At 71.6% G+C, this 17,438-nt stretch carries 14 protein-coding genes; 5 read left to right on the forward strand and 9 right to left on the reverse strand.

The genetic code is table 11. The features are described 5' to 3' along the window. Nucleotides 1-119: 119 nt before the first annotated feature. The 6 genes from ASD66_RS06505 to ASD66_RS24380 form a co-directional block, all read right to left on the reverse strand. Nucleotides 120-1,337 carry a S8 family serine peptidase gene (locus ASD66_RS06505; protein WP_056890342.1) on the reverse strand — a complete coding sequence of 406 codons (1,218 nt, stop codon included), beginning with the start codon at nucleotides 1,335-1,337 and terminating at the stop codon, nucleotides 120-122. Further along, entirely contained in the window at nucleotides 1,325-2,725 is a 1,401-nt protein-coding gene (locus ASD66_RS06510) for a type VII secretion protein EccB (RefSeq protein WP_056890343.1), read from the reverse strand. Before ASD66_RS06510 ends, ASD66_RS06505 begins: the two co-directional genes overlap by 13 nt. A gap of 6 nt (nucleotides 2,726-2,731) precedes the next feature. After that, nucleotides 2,732-4,090, reverse strand: coding sequence for a type VII secretion integral membrane protein EccD (eccD, locus tag ASD66_RS06515; RefSeq protein ID WP_056890344.1), 1,359 nt, complete (start codon nucleotides 4,088-4,090; stop codon nucleotides 2,732-2,734). A 112-nt stretch (nucleotides 4,091-4,202) separates the two neighbouring features. Then, nucleotides 4,203-4,499: a WXG100 family type VII secretion target gene (locus ASD66_RS06520; protein ID WP_056890345.1), complete on the reverse strand. Its 297-nt coding sequence runs from the start codon at nucleotides 4,497-4,499 to the stop codon at nucleotides 4,203-4,205. A gap of 28 nt (nucleotides 4,500-4,527) precedes the next feature. Then, nucleotides 4,528-4,848 carry a WXG100 family type VII secretion target gene (locus ASD66_RS24695; protein ID WP_162254251.1) on the reverse strand — a complete coding sequence of 107 codons (321 nt, stop codon included), beginning with the start codon at nucleotides 4,846-4,848 and terminating at the stop codon, nucleotides 4,528-4,530. Between the two features lie 122 nt (nucleotides 4,849-4,970). Continuing rightward, the gene (locus ASD66_RS24380) at nucleotides 4,971-6,335 is read right to left on the reverse strand and encodes a hypothetical protein (RefSeq protein ID WP_056890347.1); all 1,365 of its coding nucleotides are present in this window, start codon (nucleotides 6,333-6,335) and stop codon (nucleotides 4,971-4,973) included. A 147-nt stretch (nucleotides 6,336-6,482) separates the two neighbouring features. On the opposite strand from ASD66_RS24380, the gene eccCa reads away from it, so the two are divergent. Then, on the forward strand, nucleotides 6,483-10,466 hold the full coding sequence (gene eccCa / locus ASD66_RS06535; RefSeq protein WP_056890348.1) for a type VII secretion protein EccCa: 3,984 nt from the start codon (nucleotides 6,483-6,485) through the stop codon (nucleotides 10,464-10,466). Nucleotides 10,467-10,612: 146 nt separating this feature from the next. Here eccCa and ASD66_RS06540 read toward each other — a convergent pair whose 3' ends face one another. Next, a complete protein-coding gene (locus tag ASD66_RS06540; protein ID WP_056890349.1) occupies nucleotides 10,613-12,229 on the reverse strand; it encodes a helicase HerA-like domain-containing protein in 1,617 nt (538 codons plus the stop codon). Between the two features lie 96 nt (nucleotides 12,230-12,325). Here ASD66_RS06540 and ASD66_RS06545 point away from each other — a divergent pair, with 96 nt between their 5' ends. Then, nucleotides 12,326-12,706 carry a VOC family protein gene (locus ASD66_RS06545; RefSeq protein WP_056890350.1) on the forward strand — a complete coding sequence of 127 codons (381 nt, stop codon included), beginning with the start codon at nucleotides 12,326-12,328 and terminating at the stop codon, nucleotides 12,704-12,706. Between the two features lie 5 nt (nucleotides 12,707-12,711). Here the strand turns inward: ASD66_RS06545 and ASD66_RS06550 are convergent, their stop codons facing one another. Beyond that, the gene (locus tag ASD66_RS06550) at nucleotides 12,712-13,368 is read right to left on the reverse strand and encodes a LysE family translocator (RefSeq protein WP_056890351.1); all 657 of its coding nucleotides are present in this window, start codon (nucleotides 13,366-13,368) and stop codon (nucleotides 12,712-12,714) included. Nucleotides 13,369-13,469: 101 nt separating this feature from the next. On the opposite strand from ASD66_RS06550, the gene ASD66_RS06555 reads away from it, so the two are divergent. Both ASD66_RS06555 and ASD66_RS06560 read left to right on the forward strand, forming a co-directional pair. Beyond that, nucleotides 13,470-13,766, forward strand: coding sequence for a type II toxin-antitoxin system VapB family antitoxin (locus ASD66_RS06555; protein ID WP_056679706.1), 297 nt, complete (start codon nucleotides 13,470-13,472; stop codon nucleotides 13,764-13,766). Further along, nucleotides 13,766-14,284 (forward strand): LytR C-terminal domain-containing protein, encoded by a 519-nt coding sequence (locus tag ASD66_RS06560; RefSeq protein ID WP_056679702.1) that lies wholly within the window; start codon nucleotides 13,766-13,768, stop codon nucleotides 14,282-14,284. Before ASD66_RS06555 ends, ASD66_RS06560 begins: the two co-directional genes overlap by 1 nt. 2 nt (nucleotides 14,285-14,286) lie before the next feature. Here the strand turns inward: ASD66_RS06560 and ASD66_RS06565 are convergent, their stop codons facing one another. After that, nucleotides 14,287-15,807 (reverse strand): potassium/proton antiporter, encoded by a 1,521-nt coding sequence (locus tag ASD66_RS06565; protein WP_056679699.1) that lies wholly within the window; start codon nucleotides 15,805-15,807, stop codon nucleotides 14,287-14,289. 86 nt (nucleotides 15,808-15,893) lie between these two features. On the opposite strand from ASD66_RS06565, the gene ASD66_RS06570 reads away from it, so the two are divergent. Then, complete coding sequence (locus ASD66_RS06570; RefSeq protein ID WP_056890352.1) at nucleotides 15,894-17,369, forward strand: FAD-binding protein; 1,476 nt, start codon at nucleotides 15,894-15,896, stop codon at nucleotides 17,367-17,369. Nucleotides 17,370-17,438: the final 69 nt, after the last annotated feature.

The raw sequence follows: 17,438 nt of genomic DNA on the forward strand, positions 1-17,438 counted from the left end.
CCCGGACTGCTCGCAGTCCGGGCGTTCTTGCACTTGTGCGCCCCTGTTGACACTTTGCCCCCTGCCGGTCGGGAGCGAAGTGTCATGGACGGCGCGTTACATGCGGGGTGAGGCGCGGGTCAGGGGCGGCGGGCGGTCAACGGGCGCAGCAGCAGGGCCAGCCCCAGCAGTCCGCCGGCGCCGATCCCCCACCACAGCACGCGATCGCGTCCCTCGGCGAAGTCGTCGTGCTGTGCCCGCGGCCGCGGGGCCTGGTACGCCAGCCGCTCACGGTCGCCGGCACCGCGAAGGGATCCGTCGGCCGCGACGTCGAGCACGGCGGTCAGCGCCTCGTGCGGCTGGATCATGCCGTGCCCGTCGAGGGCACTGTCGCGGTAGCCGCCCTGCGCGGTGACCTCGATGCGGGTCTTGACCTGGGCCGGAGTGAGGTCGGGGTCGCGTTGCAGGATCAGCGCCGCCAGACCCGACACCTCGGCGGCCGCCCAGCTCGACGCGGTCTCGGAGATGTCGCAGACGATGCCGTCGAGCATCACCGACCGCAGGCCGACCACGGGCGCCGAGACGTCGATCTCCGGCCCGGTCAGCAGCGACTCGGCGGTCATCGCGAGGCTCGCGTCGCGGGCGGTCACCGCGATCACCTCGTCGAGACTCGCCGGGAACAGCACCTCGTCGGGGGCCGAGCCCGGCTCGCCCTCGTCCGTCTGCGTGTCGCCGTCGACCGTAGGTCGGTTGCCGGCCGCGGCCACGACGACGAAGCCCGCATCGACCGCCTTGTCGACCGCGGACGTGATCGCGGGGTGTGGGGACGTGAAGCCGAGCGACAGGTTGATCACCCGGACGTTGCCGGGGTGGGCCACCACCCACTCGATCGCCGAGGCGACGGCGTCGGGCGACACCGACCCGGACCGGGGGTCGTCGGGCTCGGGCTCGGAGGAGCTGACCCGCACCGAGACGATGTCGGCGTCGGGCGCCAGGCCGGTGGCGTCGCCGCGTCCGACGATCAGGCCGGCCACGATCGTGCCGTGCCCGTCCTTGACCGCACCCTTGCCTGCGAAGGACGCGCCTTCGCGGGCCACCAGGTCCGTGCCGGACTGCACGCCGGAGTCGATGACCGCGACACCGACGCCGGCGCCGGTGGCCAGTTCGTGCACGTCGTCGAGGCGCAGCGACCGGAGGGCGGCGTTCTCCTCGTCGTCACGCGGGCTGACGTCGGTGGAGCGCGCGTCGTCGCCCGGGGGCGACGTGGTGCACACCGTGCTGTCGGCGTACGCCGGCACGGGCGCGAGCACCACGGACGACGCGAGCAGTGCCGTGGCGAGCAGGCTCAGCCGTCGCATCGCGCCATGCCGCGGGGATCCGGAGCCCGTCGGGCCGCCTCCTGTGACAGCTCCGGGCCGCAGTCGAACCCCTCGGTCCACGCATCGGGGACCGTGGGCGGGTCGTAGTCGGCGTACCCGAACATCTTCGCCGCCAGCCCCGCCTCACCGCCGAGGCGGTAGCGGGTGGCGTTCATGTCGATCAGCACGGGCGACCCGCCGGTGGCGTCACCGAACTGGCCGACGTTGACGTAGGCGCCGTAGGACGGCTCGACCGACACGTTCTCCATGCCGGGGTCGAGTGCCTCGGCGCTCTCGTCCTCGGAGGGATCGCTGGCCAGCAGGACCCGGGCCGGTTCTCCGGCATCGGACTCGAGCAGCGCACACGCCTCGTCGGCCTGGAGCGGGGTGGGCAGCGTGGCCGGCCAGTCGGCCAGGTCGTCGGGGGTCGCCCCGGAGAGTCCCTCGACGTCCGCGGGCTCGCCGACATCGGACACTGCACCGTAGACCCGTTCGGAGAACTCGGTGAGCAGCAACGGCTCGTCGGGGCCGAGGAGGTACACCTGGCCAGAGCTGGGGTTGCGGGCCAGGTCGCCGACCTTCAGCCTGCGCGCCCCGGCCCCGACGTCGTAGGTGATCCGGGGCGAACCGGACGGGAGCCCGAAGCTGGCCCGGGTCAGGGCCGGGGCCTCGGGGAACAGGTTGATCCAGCGGGTCGAGACCGCGAACTCGGCACCGACCAGACCGAGGTCGCCGAGCAACGGGCCGGCCACCGAGCGGGCGCCGAGCTCATAACGGAAGTAGCCGTTCTCTGCCTCCGCCGAGGGCGCCACGAGATAGAGGGTCTCGCGGGACCTGCCGGTGCGCACGACGGCCACCATCGCCTCGCCCGGCGTCGGGGTCGCGGTGGGGTGGTCGCCGATGTGCAGCTGGCTGGCCGCCTCGGGAGTGGTGCACGCGGTCCAGTTGGTCGAGCGCAGGAAGTCGGGGTCGGGCACTCCGTCGGGGGCACCGTAGATGCCGATCTGGGCGGCCAGCGGCTGGTCGTTGATCAGCTCCTGCCGGACCACCTTGGGCTCGGAGTCGCCGATCAGCAGCTTGGCGGAGACCGGGTTCAGGACCGGGTGGAGGTCCCCGCCCTCGGTGAGGACGACGTAGCGACTGCCCTCCTCCTTGGAGATCACCACGCCGGGGTCGAGCCAGTCGGACGGCGAGCGGCCGCCGCCCAGGATGGCGGCCAGTGCGGCGCCGGCGACCAGCAGGACGCCGAGGGCCAGTCCGCCGATCACCACCCGGGACTGGCGGACCGGTTCGACCTCGCGCCCACCCGGGGCGCCGCTGACGAAGGCGGTGACGAGGCGCCGGCGGCTGAAGGCGTGTGCCTCGACCAGGTCACGCTTGGTGGACACCGCGCATCACCCGCGCAGCTGCTCGAACAGGCCGCTGGCCAGGACCAGCAGGGGGATCAACGACAGCAGCGCAGCAACCTCGGCCAGGTCGCCCAGTCGGCCACGGCGCACCGATGCCGACGACGGGACCAGCGTGCTGGCCAGGGGTACGGCGGCACCGGCGGCAAGCACCACGGCCTCGGTCGCTCGCCAGTCGGGGTGCAGCACCAGCGTCGCCGCAGCGGTCGAGACCAGGCCGAGGGTGCCGGCGACCAGCCCGGCGAGCACCTCGGTGCCGGAGAGGTACTGGCGGGTGCGCAGCATGACCACGGCGGACGCTGCCACGGCGAGCAGCGTGCCGGCGAGGCCGAGCGAGACGGCCAGCGGGGCACACAGCACGAGGAGTGCCCCGACCGCCGCGGTGACGGCGAGCAGGATCTCGTGGCCGAGCCGGGCGTCGTCGCGCACCGTCTCGGGGTCGATCGAGGTGGGGTCGCGGGTGATGTCGGCCTCGGAGTAGAGCTGCTGCACACGGGTGCGGGTGACACCGAGGGCCAGCCACGGCAGCACACTGCCGGCCATCACGACCAGGGTGAGCACGATCGTGAACGCCTTCGCGGGGTCGAGGTCGGCGGCCTCGGAGACGAGCCCCACCACCGCGAACACGCTGCCCACCACGACGGTCGGGATGACCAGGGCGCGCCCCTCGGCCAGGCCGACCAGGGCGACGCCTCCGGCGACCAGGGCACCGAGACCGGCCGCTGCCAGCGGCGTGCCGAGCAGGCTCGCGTCGGGCACCAGCATCAGGCCCAACACGGCGCCGTACGCCGCACCCATCCAGGCCAGGCAGACCGCGGCCTCACGTTCGCGCTGCGCGTGGCTGAGCACGATCGCGCCGACCACGAGGAGCACGGAGATGATGCCGGCCGCGGCGGTGGCGACGTCGGAGCCCCGTTGCATCAGGACGGCGAGGCCGCCGACGGCGAGCAGCAGGGCCGAGGCCACCAGGGCGGTCCGCCGACCGGCTGCGGGCTGCCACGGCTCGAGGTCGCGTTCGACGGCATCGGCCATCGCCTCGACCACGTCGTCGTAGACCCGTGGCGGCGCATCGTCGACACCGGCCGCGACGGTCAGCAGGCCGCCGTCCTCGACACCCTGCATGGTCAGGCCGGCGTCGTTGACCAGCTCGCGACCGTCACCGGTGACGACGCGGTAGCCGCCGTGCACGGTCGAGGAGTCGAGGAGTCCCACGCTGCGGGCCAGCTCGGGCACGAGCTCGGCCACCGGGATGGACCCGGGCAGCACCAGGTCGACGCGGCGGGTGCCGGAGGCGACCGTGACCCGGACCAGGCCGGACGTGCTCGCGGGAGTCGCGGCTTGGGACATCCTCTCTCCCCAGTTCTGTGCTCGGAGCGGGCTGATCGGCGTACGCGGACGGGCCGCGGGTGCAGCCTACCGTCGTCGGAACGTCCGCCCCGGCACCTGACTCCGAGCGCGCTCAGGCCCCTCGGAAGCGCCGCGCGTTGCGGGCCTCGGCGGCCTGGTACTCGGCGTTGGACAGCCCGACGGTCAGGCCGACGTCCTGGAGCACCTCCTTCATGTCGTTCATCGCGGCATCCCACGCGGTGCGCGCCTCGTTGAAGGCCAGCGACGCGTCACCGGTCCACTGGTCGGCCCGGCCCAGCATGCGCCGCTCCATCGCGTCGAGCTTCTCCTCGATGTCGATCGCGCGGTTCTTGATGTAGGCCGCGGCACCGTCGAGTGCCTCGTATCCGACTGCAATGTTCTCGCCCATGTCTCATCTCCTCCGTCGGGTCGGCAGCTCAGAGCTTGCCGTCTTGGTAGCGGTTGAGGCCGCTGGCCACGATGTCTTCGGTCTCGGTGTAGGTGGCCTCGGTGCCGGTCAGGCTGGCGTGGAAGTTGTCCATCGCCCCCACCACTCGGTCAGCGGTGTGCTGCCAGGCCTGGATCGCACCCTGGAACGCGGTGCCACCGCGGCCCTGCCACGAGCCGTTCAGGGCGTCGAGGCGACTGCGCAGCTCGGAGATGATGCCCTGCAGGTCGAGCTTGGTGCCCTCGACGTCGTGGGCCGCCTCGGCGAGGACCACGTCTGTTGTCTTGTACCCGGATCCGGGTGTGCTCATCGGGATTCCTTCCGTCGTCCGGCAACCCGGTGCGGGTGCCGACGGGGAAGGTCTGCCCGGGCCCCCGCCCGGAAAACGGCGAATGTGGGTTGTCCACAGGCCACGCCTGAGAACGCCCGATTTCAGCGCGTGAAGGGGATCTCCCAGACGATCCTGACCAGACCGCTGGCCACCACCAGGGAGCCGATCGCGAGGACGCCGACGACCGTCTCGGCCCATTCCGCACGGCGGGCCCATCGCGCCGAGCGCCAGCCGCGCCCGGTCGCCACCGCAGCCAGCAGCGTGCCGAGACCGAGGACCAGGCAGGCCAGCGCGACGTACAGGAGCGAGCGGTGCGACAGCGTGGTCGCGACGTCGACCACGAGCACGGCCCAAGCGAAGAGGCCGGCGCAACGCAGGAGCCCCCGGGCCCGCGGGTGCCGGAAGCTGCGGGCGGCCAGCAACAGGCCGGCTCCGGTGAAGAGGACCAGGCACCGGGCGCCCGGCCGGTCGACGTCGTACGTCGCCGAGCGCAGCAGGTTCGGCGCGGCGAACACCGTCACCACCAGGATCGCGGCGGCCGACGCGTCGACGACGCGGGCGCCACGAGCGAGGATCGCCACAACTGCCGGCTGCTTGATCATCAGGCTGCCGCGCCCGGCAAGGGCCTTGTCGCGGGCCGACCAGGCCGAGACCGCGAGGCGGTCCAGGTCGAGGAGCACCTGGTCGGGAACGTTCACGGCCAGGCCGGCCACCGACCGGGTGGCGAGCAGGGCGACCACGAGCAGTGCGGCCCAGGCGACCTGCGGGTCGAAGCCGGCCAGGACACAGCTCCCGGAGACTGCGAAGACGCCGACCCCGCTGGCGATCCAGACCTGCTGCACGACGGCCGGGCCGGCTCCGCCAGCGCGTCCCACGGCGGCCGTGACGGCGGCGCCGAGGCCGGCGATGCCGAAGGTCAACGGAAGGGTCGACGGCGACGGGTCCCAGGCCAGGACCCACGCCGCGGCGGCACCGAAGGCCGGCGCGGCCACCGCGCGCTGGTCGACGAACCGCCCGAGCGGCAGTACGCCGACCGCGGCCGTGGCGGCGAGCAGCACGAGGGTCGCCTCACGCAGGCCATCGGACTCGGTGTGCGCGGCAAGCAGTCCGGCCAGGCCCGCGGCGAGCGTGGCCAGGAGGACAGGGAGCACCGACCGACCCGGCGTGGCCAGGCTGGAGTCGTCGACCGGTGACGGGTGACGAGTGGTCGGACCGGTGGGCAGGGGGCCGTCGAGGGCCACCAGCATCGCCCCGGACCGCAGGCCGGCACGGGCGATCGGAGTGGTCGGCGCCAGGGCCGTTCCGGTGGTGGTGAACAGGGCCGGCGCGTGCTGGAGCCCGCACTGCACGGCGTACTCCCGCGCCACGTCGCCGGCCGAGGCCGCGTTGGGGACCACGAGGTCCACGGCACCGGAGGGTCCGTGCACCGTCATGGCCACGGTGTCCGCGACGTCCGCTTCCGACACGACGCACTCCCTTCGGCTGTTGCCGGAAGGGTAGTACGAGCGCTCGACGTCCCGTACCCGTCAGTCATTGCCTCTAGGATCGTCGAGACCGAGCCACGCTTTCTCAACCACACGTTCTTCAATCAGACTTTTCGGGGGGATGCCGCCGTGACGACGCTCCGCAGTGGACACCGGCTCGACCCGCCGGAGGTGCCCACCGGGAAGGTCGCGCTCCAGGCCCCGCCGGAGCTGGAGCCCCACGAGGGCGCCGGCAACGCCATGATGATGGCGATCCCCCTGCTGGGCAGCGTCGGTTCGATCCTGGTGCTGGCCACGATGAACGGCGACGACGGCGGGGGAAGCAAGCGGCTGGTCGCCGGTGGCCTGTTCCTCTTCGCCACCCTCGGCTTCATCGTCCTCCAGATCGACCGGCAGCGGAAACAGCGCCAGCAGAAGGTCGGCGGGTCGCGGACCGAGTACCTCCGCTACCTGGCGGGAGTCCGCGAGGTGGCCCGTGACGCCGCCGACAAGCAGCGCGCGGCGTTGAACTGGCACCACCCCGACCCGTCGGCCCTGCCGTCGATCGCCGAGGACCGGCTCCGCCTGTGGGAGCACACGCCCTCCGACGACCGTTTCCTGAACGTCCGCTACGGCCTCTCCTCCCAGCCTCTGTGCCTCGAGCTCGTGCCGCCCGAGAGCGCACCCATCGAGCAGGTCGACCCGGCAGCGGCGTCCGCACTGCATCGGCTCCTCGCCGTACACCGGGTGCAGCCGAACCTGCCGGCCTCCGTCGACCTGGCCGCGTTCGACCGCATCGAGCTGACCGGACCGGCGCCGGCGGCCCGGGCCCTGGCCCGGGCGATGATCTGCTCCGCGACCGCCTTCCACAGCCCCGACCACCTGATCGTCGCCGTGCTCTGCAGCGCCCACCGCCTGGCCGAGTGGGACTGGCTGAAGTGGCTCCCCCACTCGTTGAGCAGCCAGCAGGGCGATGCCGTCGGTCCCCGACGCATGGTCACGACGTCCCTCGACGACCTCGGCTCCATGCTTCCGCCGGACCTCTCCGAGCGTCCCCGCTTCGGCGCCGACGAGGGGGTGTCCACACCCCACATCGTGCTCGTCATCGACGGGGCCCGCCTGCCACCCGGCAACCACGTCATCCCGCCCGACGGGCTGCACGGCGTCACCCTGATCGACCTCCCCGAGCGCTGGGACGAGCTCGACGACCCGACCCGGCTGCGCCTCGACTTCGCCGCCCGCCCCGCCGTCGGCGGCCGGCTCCCGATCAACGCGCTGCGGGTGCGGGCCGACCCGATGGCCGGTCTCGCCGACCAGATGGACCTCGCCACCGCGGAGGCCTTCGCCCGTCGGCTGGCCCCACTCAACACGGTCGCGATCGGCGCCGAGGGCGGCACCGAGTCCGCCGGCCCGACCGACTTCATGGACCTGCTCGGCCTCGGCGACGTCTTCTCGTTCGACACCCGTGCCTCGTGGCGCCAGCGCCCGGGCCGCGACCGGCTCCGTGTGCCGATCGGCGTCATGGACAACGGGTCGCCCGTGCACCTCGACCTCAAGGAGTCCGCCCAGCAGGGCATGGGTCCCCACGGCCTGGTCATCGGCGCCACCGGCTCGGGCAAGTCCGAGTTCCTGCGCACGCTCGTGCTCGGACTCGCGATGACCCACTCCCCCGAGCAGCTCAACATGGTGCTGGTCGACTTCAAGGGCGGCGCGACCTTCGCCGGCATGTCCGGCATGCCGCACGTCTCGGCGGTGATCACCAACCTGGCCGAGGAGCTCACCCTCGTCGACCGCATGCAGGACGCACTCTCCGGCGAGATGGTACGGCGCCAGGAGATCCTGCGCGCCGCCGGCAACTTCGCCTCGATCCGCGACTACGAGAAGGCGCGCGCGGCCGGTGAGGACCTTCCCCCGATGCCGTCCCTGTTCATCGTGGTCGACGAGTTCTCCGAGCTGCTCACGGCCAAGCCCGAGTTCATCGACCTGTTCGTCGCGGTCGGCCGGCTCGGTCGCTCCCTGGGCCTCCACCTGCTGCTGGCCAGCCAGCGACTCGAGGAGGGTCGGCTGCGCGGGCTCGAGTCGCACCTCTCCTACCGGGTCGGCCTGCGCACGTTCTCGGCCGTGGAGTCGCGCACGGTGCTCGACGTACCCGACGCCTATGAGCTGCCCGCCGTGCCCGGCCTCGGCTACCTCAAGCCCGACCAGTCGACCCTCTTGCGGTTCAAGGCCGCCTACGTGTCAGGTGCGCCGTCCGGGCGGGCCCGGATCCGCCGCGACGAGGGCGGCAACCTGCGCGGCATTCTCCCGTTCACGATCGCCGAGGTGCAGTCACTCGAGCCGGCCGACGACGACGTCGACGCGAGCCCGGCTCCGATGCCCCCACAGGGCGAGCAGGACTCCCTGCTCGACATCGCCGTCGACAAGATGGTCGGCCAGGGCAAGCCGGCCCACCAGGTCTGGCTGCCGCCGCTCGACGTCCCCGACACCCTCGACCAGCTGATGGGCGACCTCACCGAGCACCCGGACCTCGGGCTGACCAGCCGGTTGTGGCGCTCCGTGGGTGGCCTGACCATCCCGATCGGCACCGTCGACCGCCCCCGTGAGCAGCGCCGCGACACGATGACGGTCAGCCTCACCGGCGCGGCCGGCCACGCGGCCGTCGTCGGCGGTCCCCGCAGCGGCAAGAGCACCCTGCTCCGCACGATGGTGACCAGCCTGGCGTTGACCACCACGCCGCTCGAGAGCCAGTTCTTCATCCTCGACTTCGGAGGCGGCAGCTTCGCCCCGCTCACCGACCTGCCCCACGTCGCAGGCATCGGCACCCGTTCCGAGCCCGACGTCGTACGCCGCATCGTGGCCGAGGTGAAGGGAGTCGTCGACCGGCGCGAGGCCTGGTTCCGCGAGCAGGGCATCGACTCGATCGAGACCTACCGCAGCCGGCGTGCTCAGGGCCGCGCCGACGACGGGTACGGCGACGTGTTCCTGGTCGTCGACGGGTGGAGCACCCTGCGCTCCGACTTCGACGACATCGAGCTGGAGCTCCAGGCGCTGGCCCAACGTGGGCTCACGTTCGGCGTGCACCTCCTCGTCGCGGCCGGACGCTGGGCCGACTTCCGGGCGGCGCTGCGCGACATCTTCGGCACCCGGCTCGAGCTGCGCCTGGGCGACCCGCTCGACTCCGAGATCGACCGCAAGGCGGCCCAGCTGGTGCCCGCCTCACGCCCCGGGCGTGGCCTGTTGACGGGCAACCTGCACTTCCTCGGCGCCCTGCCCCGCATCGACGGCGTCGCCGACGGGACCACACTCGGCGACGGGATCGAGTCGCTGGTCCGTCGCTCGACCGCGGCCTGGCGCGGACCGGCCGGGCCGAAGGTGCGCCTGCTGCCGTCGAAGATCACCCTGGACAAGCTGCGCGAGCAGGCCGGGGACTCCGCCGCGCGCTCGCTGCTGCTCGGCGTCAACGAGAAGGAGCTGGCCCCGGTCATGCTCGCCCCCGACACCGAGCCGCACCTGCTGGTGCTCGGCGACGGCCAGTCGGGCAAGAGCGCGCTGCTCCGGTCGATCGTGCAGGAGATCGTGCGCACGAAGTCGCCCAAGGAAGCCCAGATCATCGCGGTCGACTACCGGCGCTCGCTGCTCGGCGAGATCCCCGAGGACTACAACCTCGACTACCTCACCAGCGCGACCCAGGCGACGCCCGCGCTCAAGGACCTCGCGGCCTACCTGACAAATCGGCTGCCCGGGCCCGACGTCACGCCCGACCAGCTGCGCAACCGGTCGTGGTGGACCGGCGCCGACGCCTACGTGCTGGTCGACGACTACGACCTGGTCGCCACCCAGCAGGGATCACCGGTGCACGCGCTGGCCCCGCTGCTGGCCCAGGCCCGCGACACCGGCTTCCACCTCATCGTCACCCGTCGCTCCGGTGGCGCCTCCCGGGCGATGTACGACCCGGTCATCCAGACCCTCCGGGACCTGGCCATGCCGGGCATCATGCTGTCCGGCAACCCCGAGGAGGGCGCCCTGCTCGGCAACCTGCGGCCCACGCCCTCGCCGCCGGGCCGGGGTCGCCTGATCACCCGCGACCGGGGTGTCGAGGCCGTCCAGCTCGCCTGGACCGACCCCACGAGTTGACCTGTCGCCAGTTTCGGTCGACCTGTCGCCAGTTTCTGCGCCGTGCAGAAACTGGCGACGGGTCGATCAGAACTCACGACAGGTCGACCAGAACTCACGACAGGTCGACCAGAACTCACGACAGGTCGATCAGAGTTCGCGACGGGTCATCGGCGGCGGCCTGCCCCGAACATGCCGCGCACGAACTCACGCGCCGCGGTGCGCAGCACCTGCTTGACCGCGGTGTTGCCGAGCACCTCCTCGACGGTGCTCTTCTCCCTCCTTGTCGATGACCGGCTCGTGGTCCGCTTGCGCGACTCCTTCGCCAGCCGGTCAGCCTCCTTCTGGAGAGCCGTCTGCTCCTCGGCGCCGGCCTTCGCCGCCGCCTCGGCCTCGGCCTGCGCGGCACCCGCGTCGAGCTTGGCGGCGAGGATCTCGCGGGCCGACTCACGATCGACGGTGGCGGAGTACTTCGCGAACAGCGGCGACGCCTTGACCGCCGCGTCCATCGCCGTGGCGTCGGCCGTGCCCATCAGCGACTCGGGTGCGCGCAGGCGGGTCCACGCCACCGGTGTCGGGGCACCGCGCTCGTTCATCACCGTCACGACCGCCTCGCCGATGCCGAGTGAGGTGATCACCTCACCGAGGTCGTCGTACGCCGAGTTGGGGTAGGTGTTGACGGTGGCCTTGAGCGCCTTGGCGTCGTTGGGCGTGTGGGCCCGCAGCTGGTGCTGCACGCGCGAGCCGAGCTGGGCCAGCACCTCGTCGGGCACGTCGGTCGGGCTCTGGGTCACGAAGAAGACGCCGACGCCCTTGGAGCGGATCAGCCGCACGGTCTGGGCGATCTGGTCGAGGAAGTCCGGGGAGGCGTCCTTGAAGAGCAGGTGCGCCTCGTCGAAGAAGAAGACCAGCTTCGGCTTGTCAACGTCGCCGACCTCGGGCAGGTCGTGGAACAGGTCGGCCAGCAGCCACATCAGGAAGGTGGAGAAGACCGCCGGACGGTCCTGCAGGTTCGGCAGCTCGACGAGGGAGATGACGCCCTTGCCCTCGGGCGTCGTACGCAAGAAGTCACTGGACTCGAACTCGGGCTCACCGAAGAACGCGTCGGCGCCCTGGTCCTGGAAGCCGATCAGCTCGCGCAGGATCACCCCCGCGGTGGACGACGAGAGCCCGCCGAGCTCCTTCAGCTCGGGCTTGCCCTCGTCGCTGGTCAGGTGTTGTACGACGGCGCGCAGGTCGGCCAGGTCCAGCAGGGGAAGCCCGGCCTTGTCGGCGTAGTGGAAGACCAGGCCGAGCGACGACTCCTGGGTGGCGTTGAGGCCGAGCACCTTCGAGAGCAGCAGCGGCCCGAAGGCGCTCATCGTGACCCGCAGCGGGGTGCCGGTGCCCTCGCCACCGAGGGCGAAGAACTCGACCGGGAAGCCCGTGGCGGTCCACTGCTGGCCGACGCTCGCCGCACGGGAGCTGATCTTCTCGCCACCCTCGCCGGGCACGCTGAGACCCGAGAGGTCGCCCTTGATGTCGGCTGCGAAGACCGGCACCCCGTTGGCGCTGAGCTGCTCGGCCAGCAGCTGCAGGGTCTTGGTCTTGCCGGTGCCGGTGGCGCCGGCGACCAGGCCGTGCCGGTTGACCATGGCGAGCGGGATGCGGATGTGCACGTCGGAGAGGTCGGTGGCGTCCAGCATCAACCCGCCGAGCTCGAGGGCCGGGCCCTCGAACGCGTAGCCGGGACGCACCGCGTCGGCGATCGGACTGGCCTCAGGCGCTGCGGGCGTCTCGCTCATGACCGAAGACTAGGACGTGCCCCGGCAGGCCGTCTCGGATATCAGGTGGCGATCGGGCGGAGACCCGGCGCAGGATGGGACCGGAGGCGAAGACAGATGACCATCAGCTTGAACCACACCATCGTCCACTGCACCGACAAGGCAGCGTCCTCACGGCACCTCGTCGAGATCCTCGACCTGCCCGAGCCCACGACGTACGGCCCGTTCGTGGTGGTGCAGATCGACAACGACGTGTCCCTCGACTACGCCGACGACCACGGCACGCCGCATCCTCAGCACTACGCGTTCCTGGTCGACGACGACTCCTTCGAGCCGATCCGCCAGCGGATCGTCGCGCGGGGCCTGACCTACTGGGCCGACCCGTTCCACCGGGTCGAGGGCGAGATCAACACCAACGACGGCGGCAAGGGCCTCTACTGGCTCGACCCCGACGGGCACAGCATGGAGATCATCACCGTGCCGTACGGCGGAGGCTGAGCGGCTCAGTGCGTGGTGTTGCCGGTCGCGGCGAGCCCGGCACCCAGCCCGACCATCATCACGCCGCCCGTGACACCGAGGCGGTCGAGCCGCTGCGGCTTGCGGGCGAACCAGTCGCGGGCCCGGCTGGCGGCCAGCGCCCAGCAGGAGTCGGAGCAGACCGCCAGGAGACCGAACACGGTGCCGAGCAGGAGCAGCTGCGGAGCCGCGGGGGCCGTCGGGTCGACGAACTGCGGCAGGAACGCCGCGAAGAAGACGATGGTCTTCGGGTTGGTGGCGCCCACGAGGAAGCCGGTCCACACCGAGCCGAGCGTCGAGCCCGAGGCGGGCACCTCGTCGGGTGACTCCATCGCCCGGCGGGCGTCTGCCCGGTGCCGGATCGCCTGGATGCCGAGGTAGACGACGTACGCCGCACCCACGAGCTTGAGCAGGGTGTACGCCGCGGCCGACGCGGCGACCAGCGCCCCGAGACCGAGGGCGACCCCGAGCACCTGGGCGATCAGCCCGAGCGCGTTGCCGAGCACCGACAGCAGCGCCTCACGGCGGCCGACGGTGAGCGCGCGGCCGATCGTGAACAGCAGGCTGGGTCCCGGCACCTGGATGAACAGGATCGAGGCGATCACGAACGCGATCAGGGCATTGGTCGACGGCACGGAATCCATTGTGCGGTCTGTCCCGAGAGTCCGCCACGTGATTCCGGTCCCCGGCCTCCCGGGCACCGCCGAAGCCGTGAACGTGGGGCGGTCTCGTTATAGTCGGCCGCGTGATCTTCAAGCGCGTGGGTGACAGCCGCCCCTACCCCGACCACGGGCTCGACTCCCGTGGCTGGTCGCAGGTGGCGCCGCGACAGGTGCGCCTCGACGAGCTGATCACCACCAAGGACACCCTCCACCTGGGCTCCCTGCTCGACGAGGACGGCACGTTCTACGGCGACCTCTTCGCCCACGTCGTCTACTGGCGCCGCGAGCTCTACCTCGAGGACGGCCTGCACCGCGCCCTGCGGGCAGCGCTCCAGCAACGCAACGTGCTGCACGCCCGCGTGCACGTGTTGGAGGACTGATGGGCGAGCGCCAGACCTCGACCGTGACCCTGGCCGTGCTCGGTGTCATCTGCGTGCTGATGGCGGTCTTCGGGTTCTCCCAGTTGACCCGCGGCCTGCCCGACTCGATCGTCGCCGACGAGAAGCCGGCCTGCGAGGACCACACCCTCAAGGCCGGCACCAAGGTGCGGCCGGGCGACATCACGGTGAGCGTCTACAACGCGGGGCGCACGTCGGGGCTGGCCAGCCAGACCATGGAGAAGCTGATCCTGCGCGGGTTCGGCACCGGCTCCAGCGGCAACGCCAGCTCGGCCAAGGTCGACCGTGTGGAGGTCCGCGCCGACGCCAGGAACAACCCGGCCGCGCGCCTGGTCGCGTCACAGTTCGGACCCGGCACCCCCGTCGTCACCGGCAAGGACATGCTCGGCATCGGCATCGTCGTGGTGGTCGGCGACAAGTACACCAAGCTCAGCAAGCGCGCCAAGAAGTCCGTCCCCGTCACCAAGGACACCGTCGTCTGCCGTCCCCCGGTCGACTGACGTCAGTCGTCGGGTTCGCCGCGGTCGTGGTCCTGGCCGAGCCACTGGGCGAGCCGTCCACCGCGCGAGACCTCGCGAAGCCGTTCGTCGGTGCGCGCACGCAGCCGGCGCGGGGTCACCACGAGCAGCTCGTCACCGCGTCGCAGGACCGTACGTCGTTCCGGCACCCGCGACTCCCCGTCGCGGATGACCAGCGCGACCGAAGCGCCCTGGGGCAACCGCAGCTCACCCACCTCGACCCCGTGCATGCGTGAGACCGGGCTGATGGTGACCTGCAGCAGGTCGGCGGCGATGCGTTCGAGGGGCGCGGCCTCGACGTCGAGGTCGCGCGGCTCGGACCGACGGGCGACGTGCAGCACCCGGGCCAGCAACGGAAGCGTCGGGCCGGTCACCACCGTGAAGACGATGACCATGATGAAGACGATGTCGAAGAGCTGCTGGGAGTCGTCGACGCCCTCGGCGAGCGGGATCGTGGTGAGCACGATCGGCACCGCCCCGCGCAGGCCGGCCCACGAGATGAAGGTGAGGTCGCGCCACGGCATCGGGCGCACCACCGAGCTGACCAGCACCGAGATCGGGCGTGCGACCACGGTGAGGACGATGCCGGCGACCAGCGCGAACCCGACGGTCTGCGCGGTGATGCGCCCCGGGGAGAGCAGCAGCCCGAGCATCACGAACAGGCCGATCTGGGCCATCCAGCCGATGCCCTCGGTGAACGACTTGGTGGCCGCGCGGTGGGGCAGCTCGGTGTTGCCGAGGACCAGCGCGGCCACGTAGATCGCGGCGAATCCGGAGGCGTGCGCGGCTGCCGCGACGGCGTACGCACCGGTGGCCAGCGAGAGGATCGCCAGCGGGTAGAGGCCGGAGGACGGCAACGCGATGCGGCGCATGATCCAGGCCCCGCCGAAGCCGACGGCGAGGCCGATCCCGACACCGGCCACGAGCTCGTACACGATGACGCCGGCGATCTCGAAGATCGAGTCCTCGGCCAGTGCTCCGCTGGAGATCAGTGCGACGAGCACCACGGTCGGGGCGTCGTTCAGGCCGGACTCGGCCTCGAGGGTTCCGGTGATCCGTCGAGGGAGCGGCACCACGCGGAGCACCGAGAAGACGGCCGCGGCGTCGGTCGGCGAACACACCGCGCCGAGGAGGATGGCCAGCTCCCACGGGAGTCCGAGCAGGAAGTGGCCGGCGACCGCCATCACCGCGACGCTGACGACCACGCCGAGGGTGGCCAGCGAGGCGCCCAGGCCGATCACCGGCCGGATCTCGGACCACTTGGTGCTGATGCCACCCTCGGCAAGGATCAGCGCGAGCGCCCCGAACCCGATGGCGTGGGCCATCGCGGCGTCCTCGAAGGCGATGCCGACGCCGGCCTCCCCGAGGGCGACGCCCATCAGCAGGTAGATCAACAGGCTGGGCAGCCCGGCCCGGCTGGAGAGGCGCACCGCGAGGATCGCGGCCAGGGTGACGATCGAGCCCAGCAACAGGAATTGATCGAGCTGGTGGGCGTCGAAGGTCAAGGGCACCTCGCAGTTCGGGAGCGGGCCTGAATCCTATCGTGGACAAAATCTGGAACTTGTTCTAGTTTTCGCCTAACCTGCTCGGCATGAGTGGAACCGACCTGCCCGAGGTCCTCGACGCTGCGAGCCTCACCGAGCACGAGGACTGCGACGTGGTGGTCGTCGGCTTCGGCATCGCCGGCGGGTGCGCGGCCCTCGAGGCGGCTCGCTCGGGCGCTCGCGTCGTACTCCTCGAGCGGTCCGCGGTGCACGGCGGCACGTCGGCCATGAGCGGCGGCGCGTTCTACCTCGGCGGTGGTACGCCGGTCCAGGAGGCCACCGGCCACCCCGACTCCGTCGAGGCGATGGTCGACTACCTGACCGCCGTCTCCCGCGAGCCCGACGCCGCCAAGATCCGCGCCTACTGCGAGGAGAGCGTCGAGCACTTCACCTGGCTCGAGGCGCTGGGCTTCTCCTTCGAGCGGTCCTTCCACGACAAGAAGGCCGTCATCCAGCCCGGCACCGAGGGGCTGATGTACACCGGCAACGAGAAGGTCCACCCCTTCGTCGACCAGGCGGCCCCCGCGCCACGCGGGCACAAGGTCCCGGTCGCCGGTGACACCGAGGGCACCCGGCTGGTGATGGACCTGCTGCGCGACCGGCTCGCCGACGAGGGCGTCGACGTGCGCTACGAGACCGGTGCGAACGCGCTGGTCACCAGCGGTTCGAACGGAGAAGGGGCCGGCGACGTGGTCGGCGTCCGCTGGCGGAGGTTCACCGAGACCGGCCTGATCCGGACCCGGTCGGTCGTGCTGGCCGCCGGCGGCTTCGTGATGAACAAGGACATGGTCGCGAAGTTCACCCCCAACCTGGCCGAGAAGCCCTTCGTGCTCGGGACGACGTACGACGACGGGCTGGGCATCCGGCTCGGGGAGTCGGTGGGCGCCGCGACCGCCTTCATGGAGGAGGCGTTCATCACCGCGCCGTTCTACCCGCCGTCGCGGCTGGTCACGGGCATCGTGGTCAACAAGGAGGGCCGGCGCTTCGTCGCCGAGGACTCCTACCACTCCCGCACCTCGGCGTTCGTGATGGACCAGCCCGACCACGCGGCGTACCTCATCGTGGACAGCGCGCACATCGAGCACCCCGCCTTCCCGCTGGCGCCGTTCATCGACGGTTGGGAGACCGTCGAGGAGATGGAGACCGCCCTCGGCCTGCCGGTCGGGTCGCTGACCGCCACCCTGGCGGCGTACAACGAGAACGCGGCGCGCGGCGAGGACCCCGACTTCCACAAGCAGCCCGAATGGCTGGAGCCGCAGGACACCGGCCCGTGGGGCGCCTTCGACCTCACCCTCGGCACGGCGCTCTATGCCGGCTTCACGATGGGCGGCCTGGTCACCGACGTCGACGGCCGGGTGCTGCGCGAGGGCGGCGCGCCGATCACCGGGTTGTACGCCGCCGGCGCCTGCGCGTCCAACATCGCCCAGGACGCCAAGGGCTACGCCTCCGGGACCCAGCTCGGGGAGGGCTCCTACTTCGGACGCCGGGCCGGCCGCCACGCCGCACAACCCGTGCCTTCCTGATGCGCGAACCGTGGGTTCTTGACGTGCGAACACCGGGTTCTTGATGCGCCCGCGGACGCGCACGCCACA

The sequence above is a fragment of the Nocardioides sp. Root151 genome, assembly GCF_001427925.1.
Lineage (GTDB): Bacteria > Actinomycetota > Actinomycetes > Propionibacteriales > Nocardioidaceae > Nocardioides.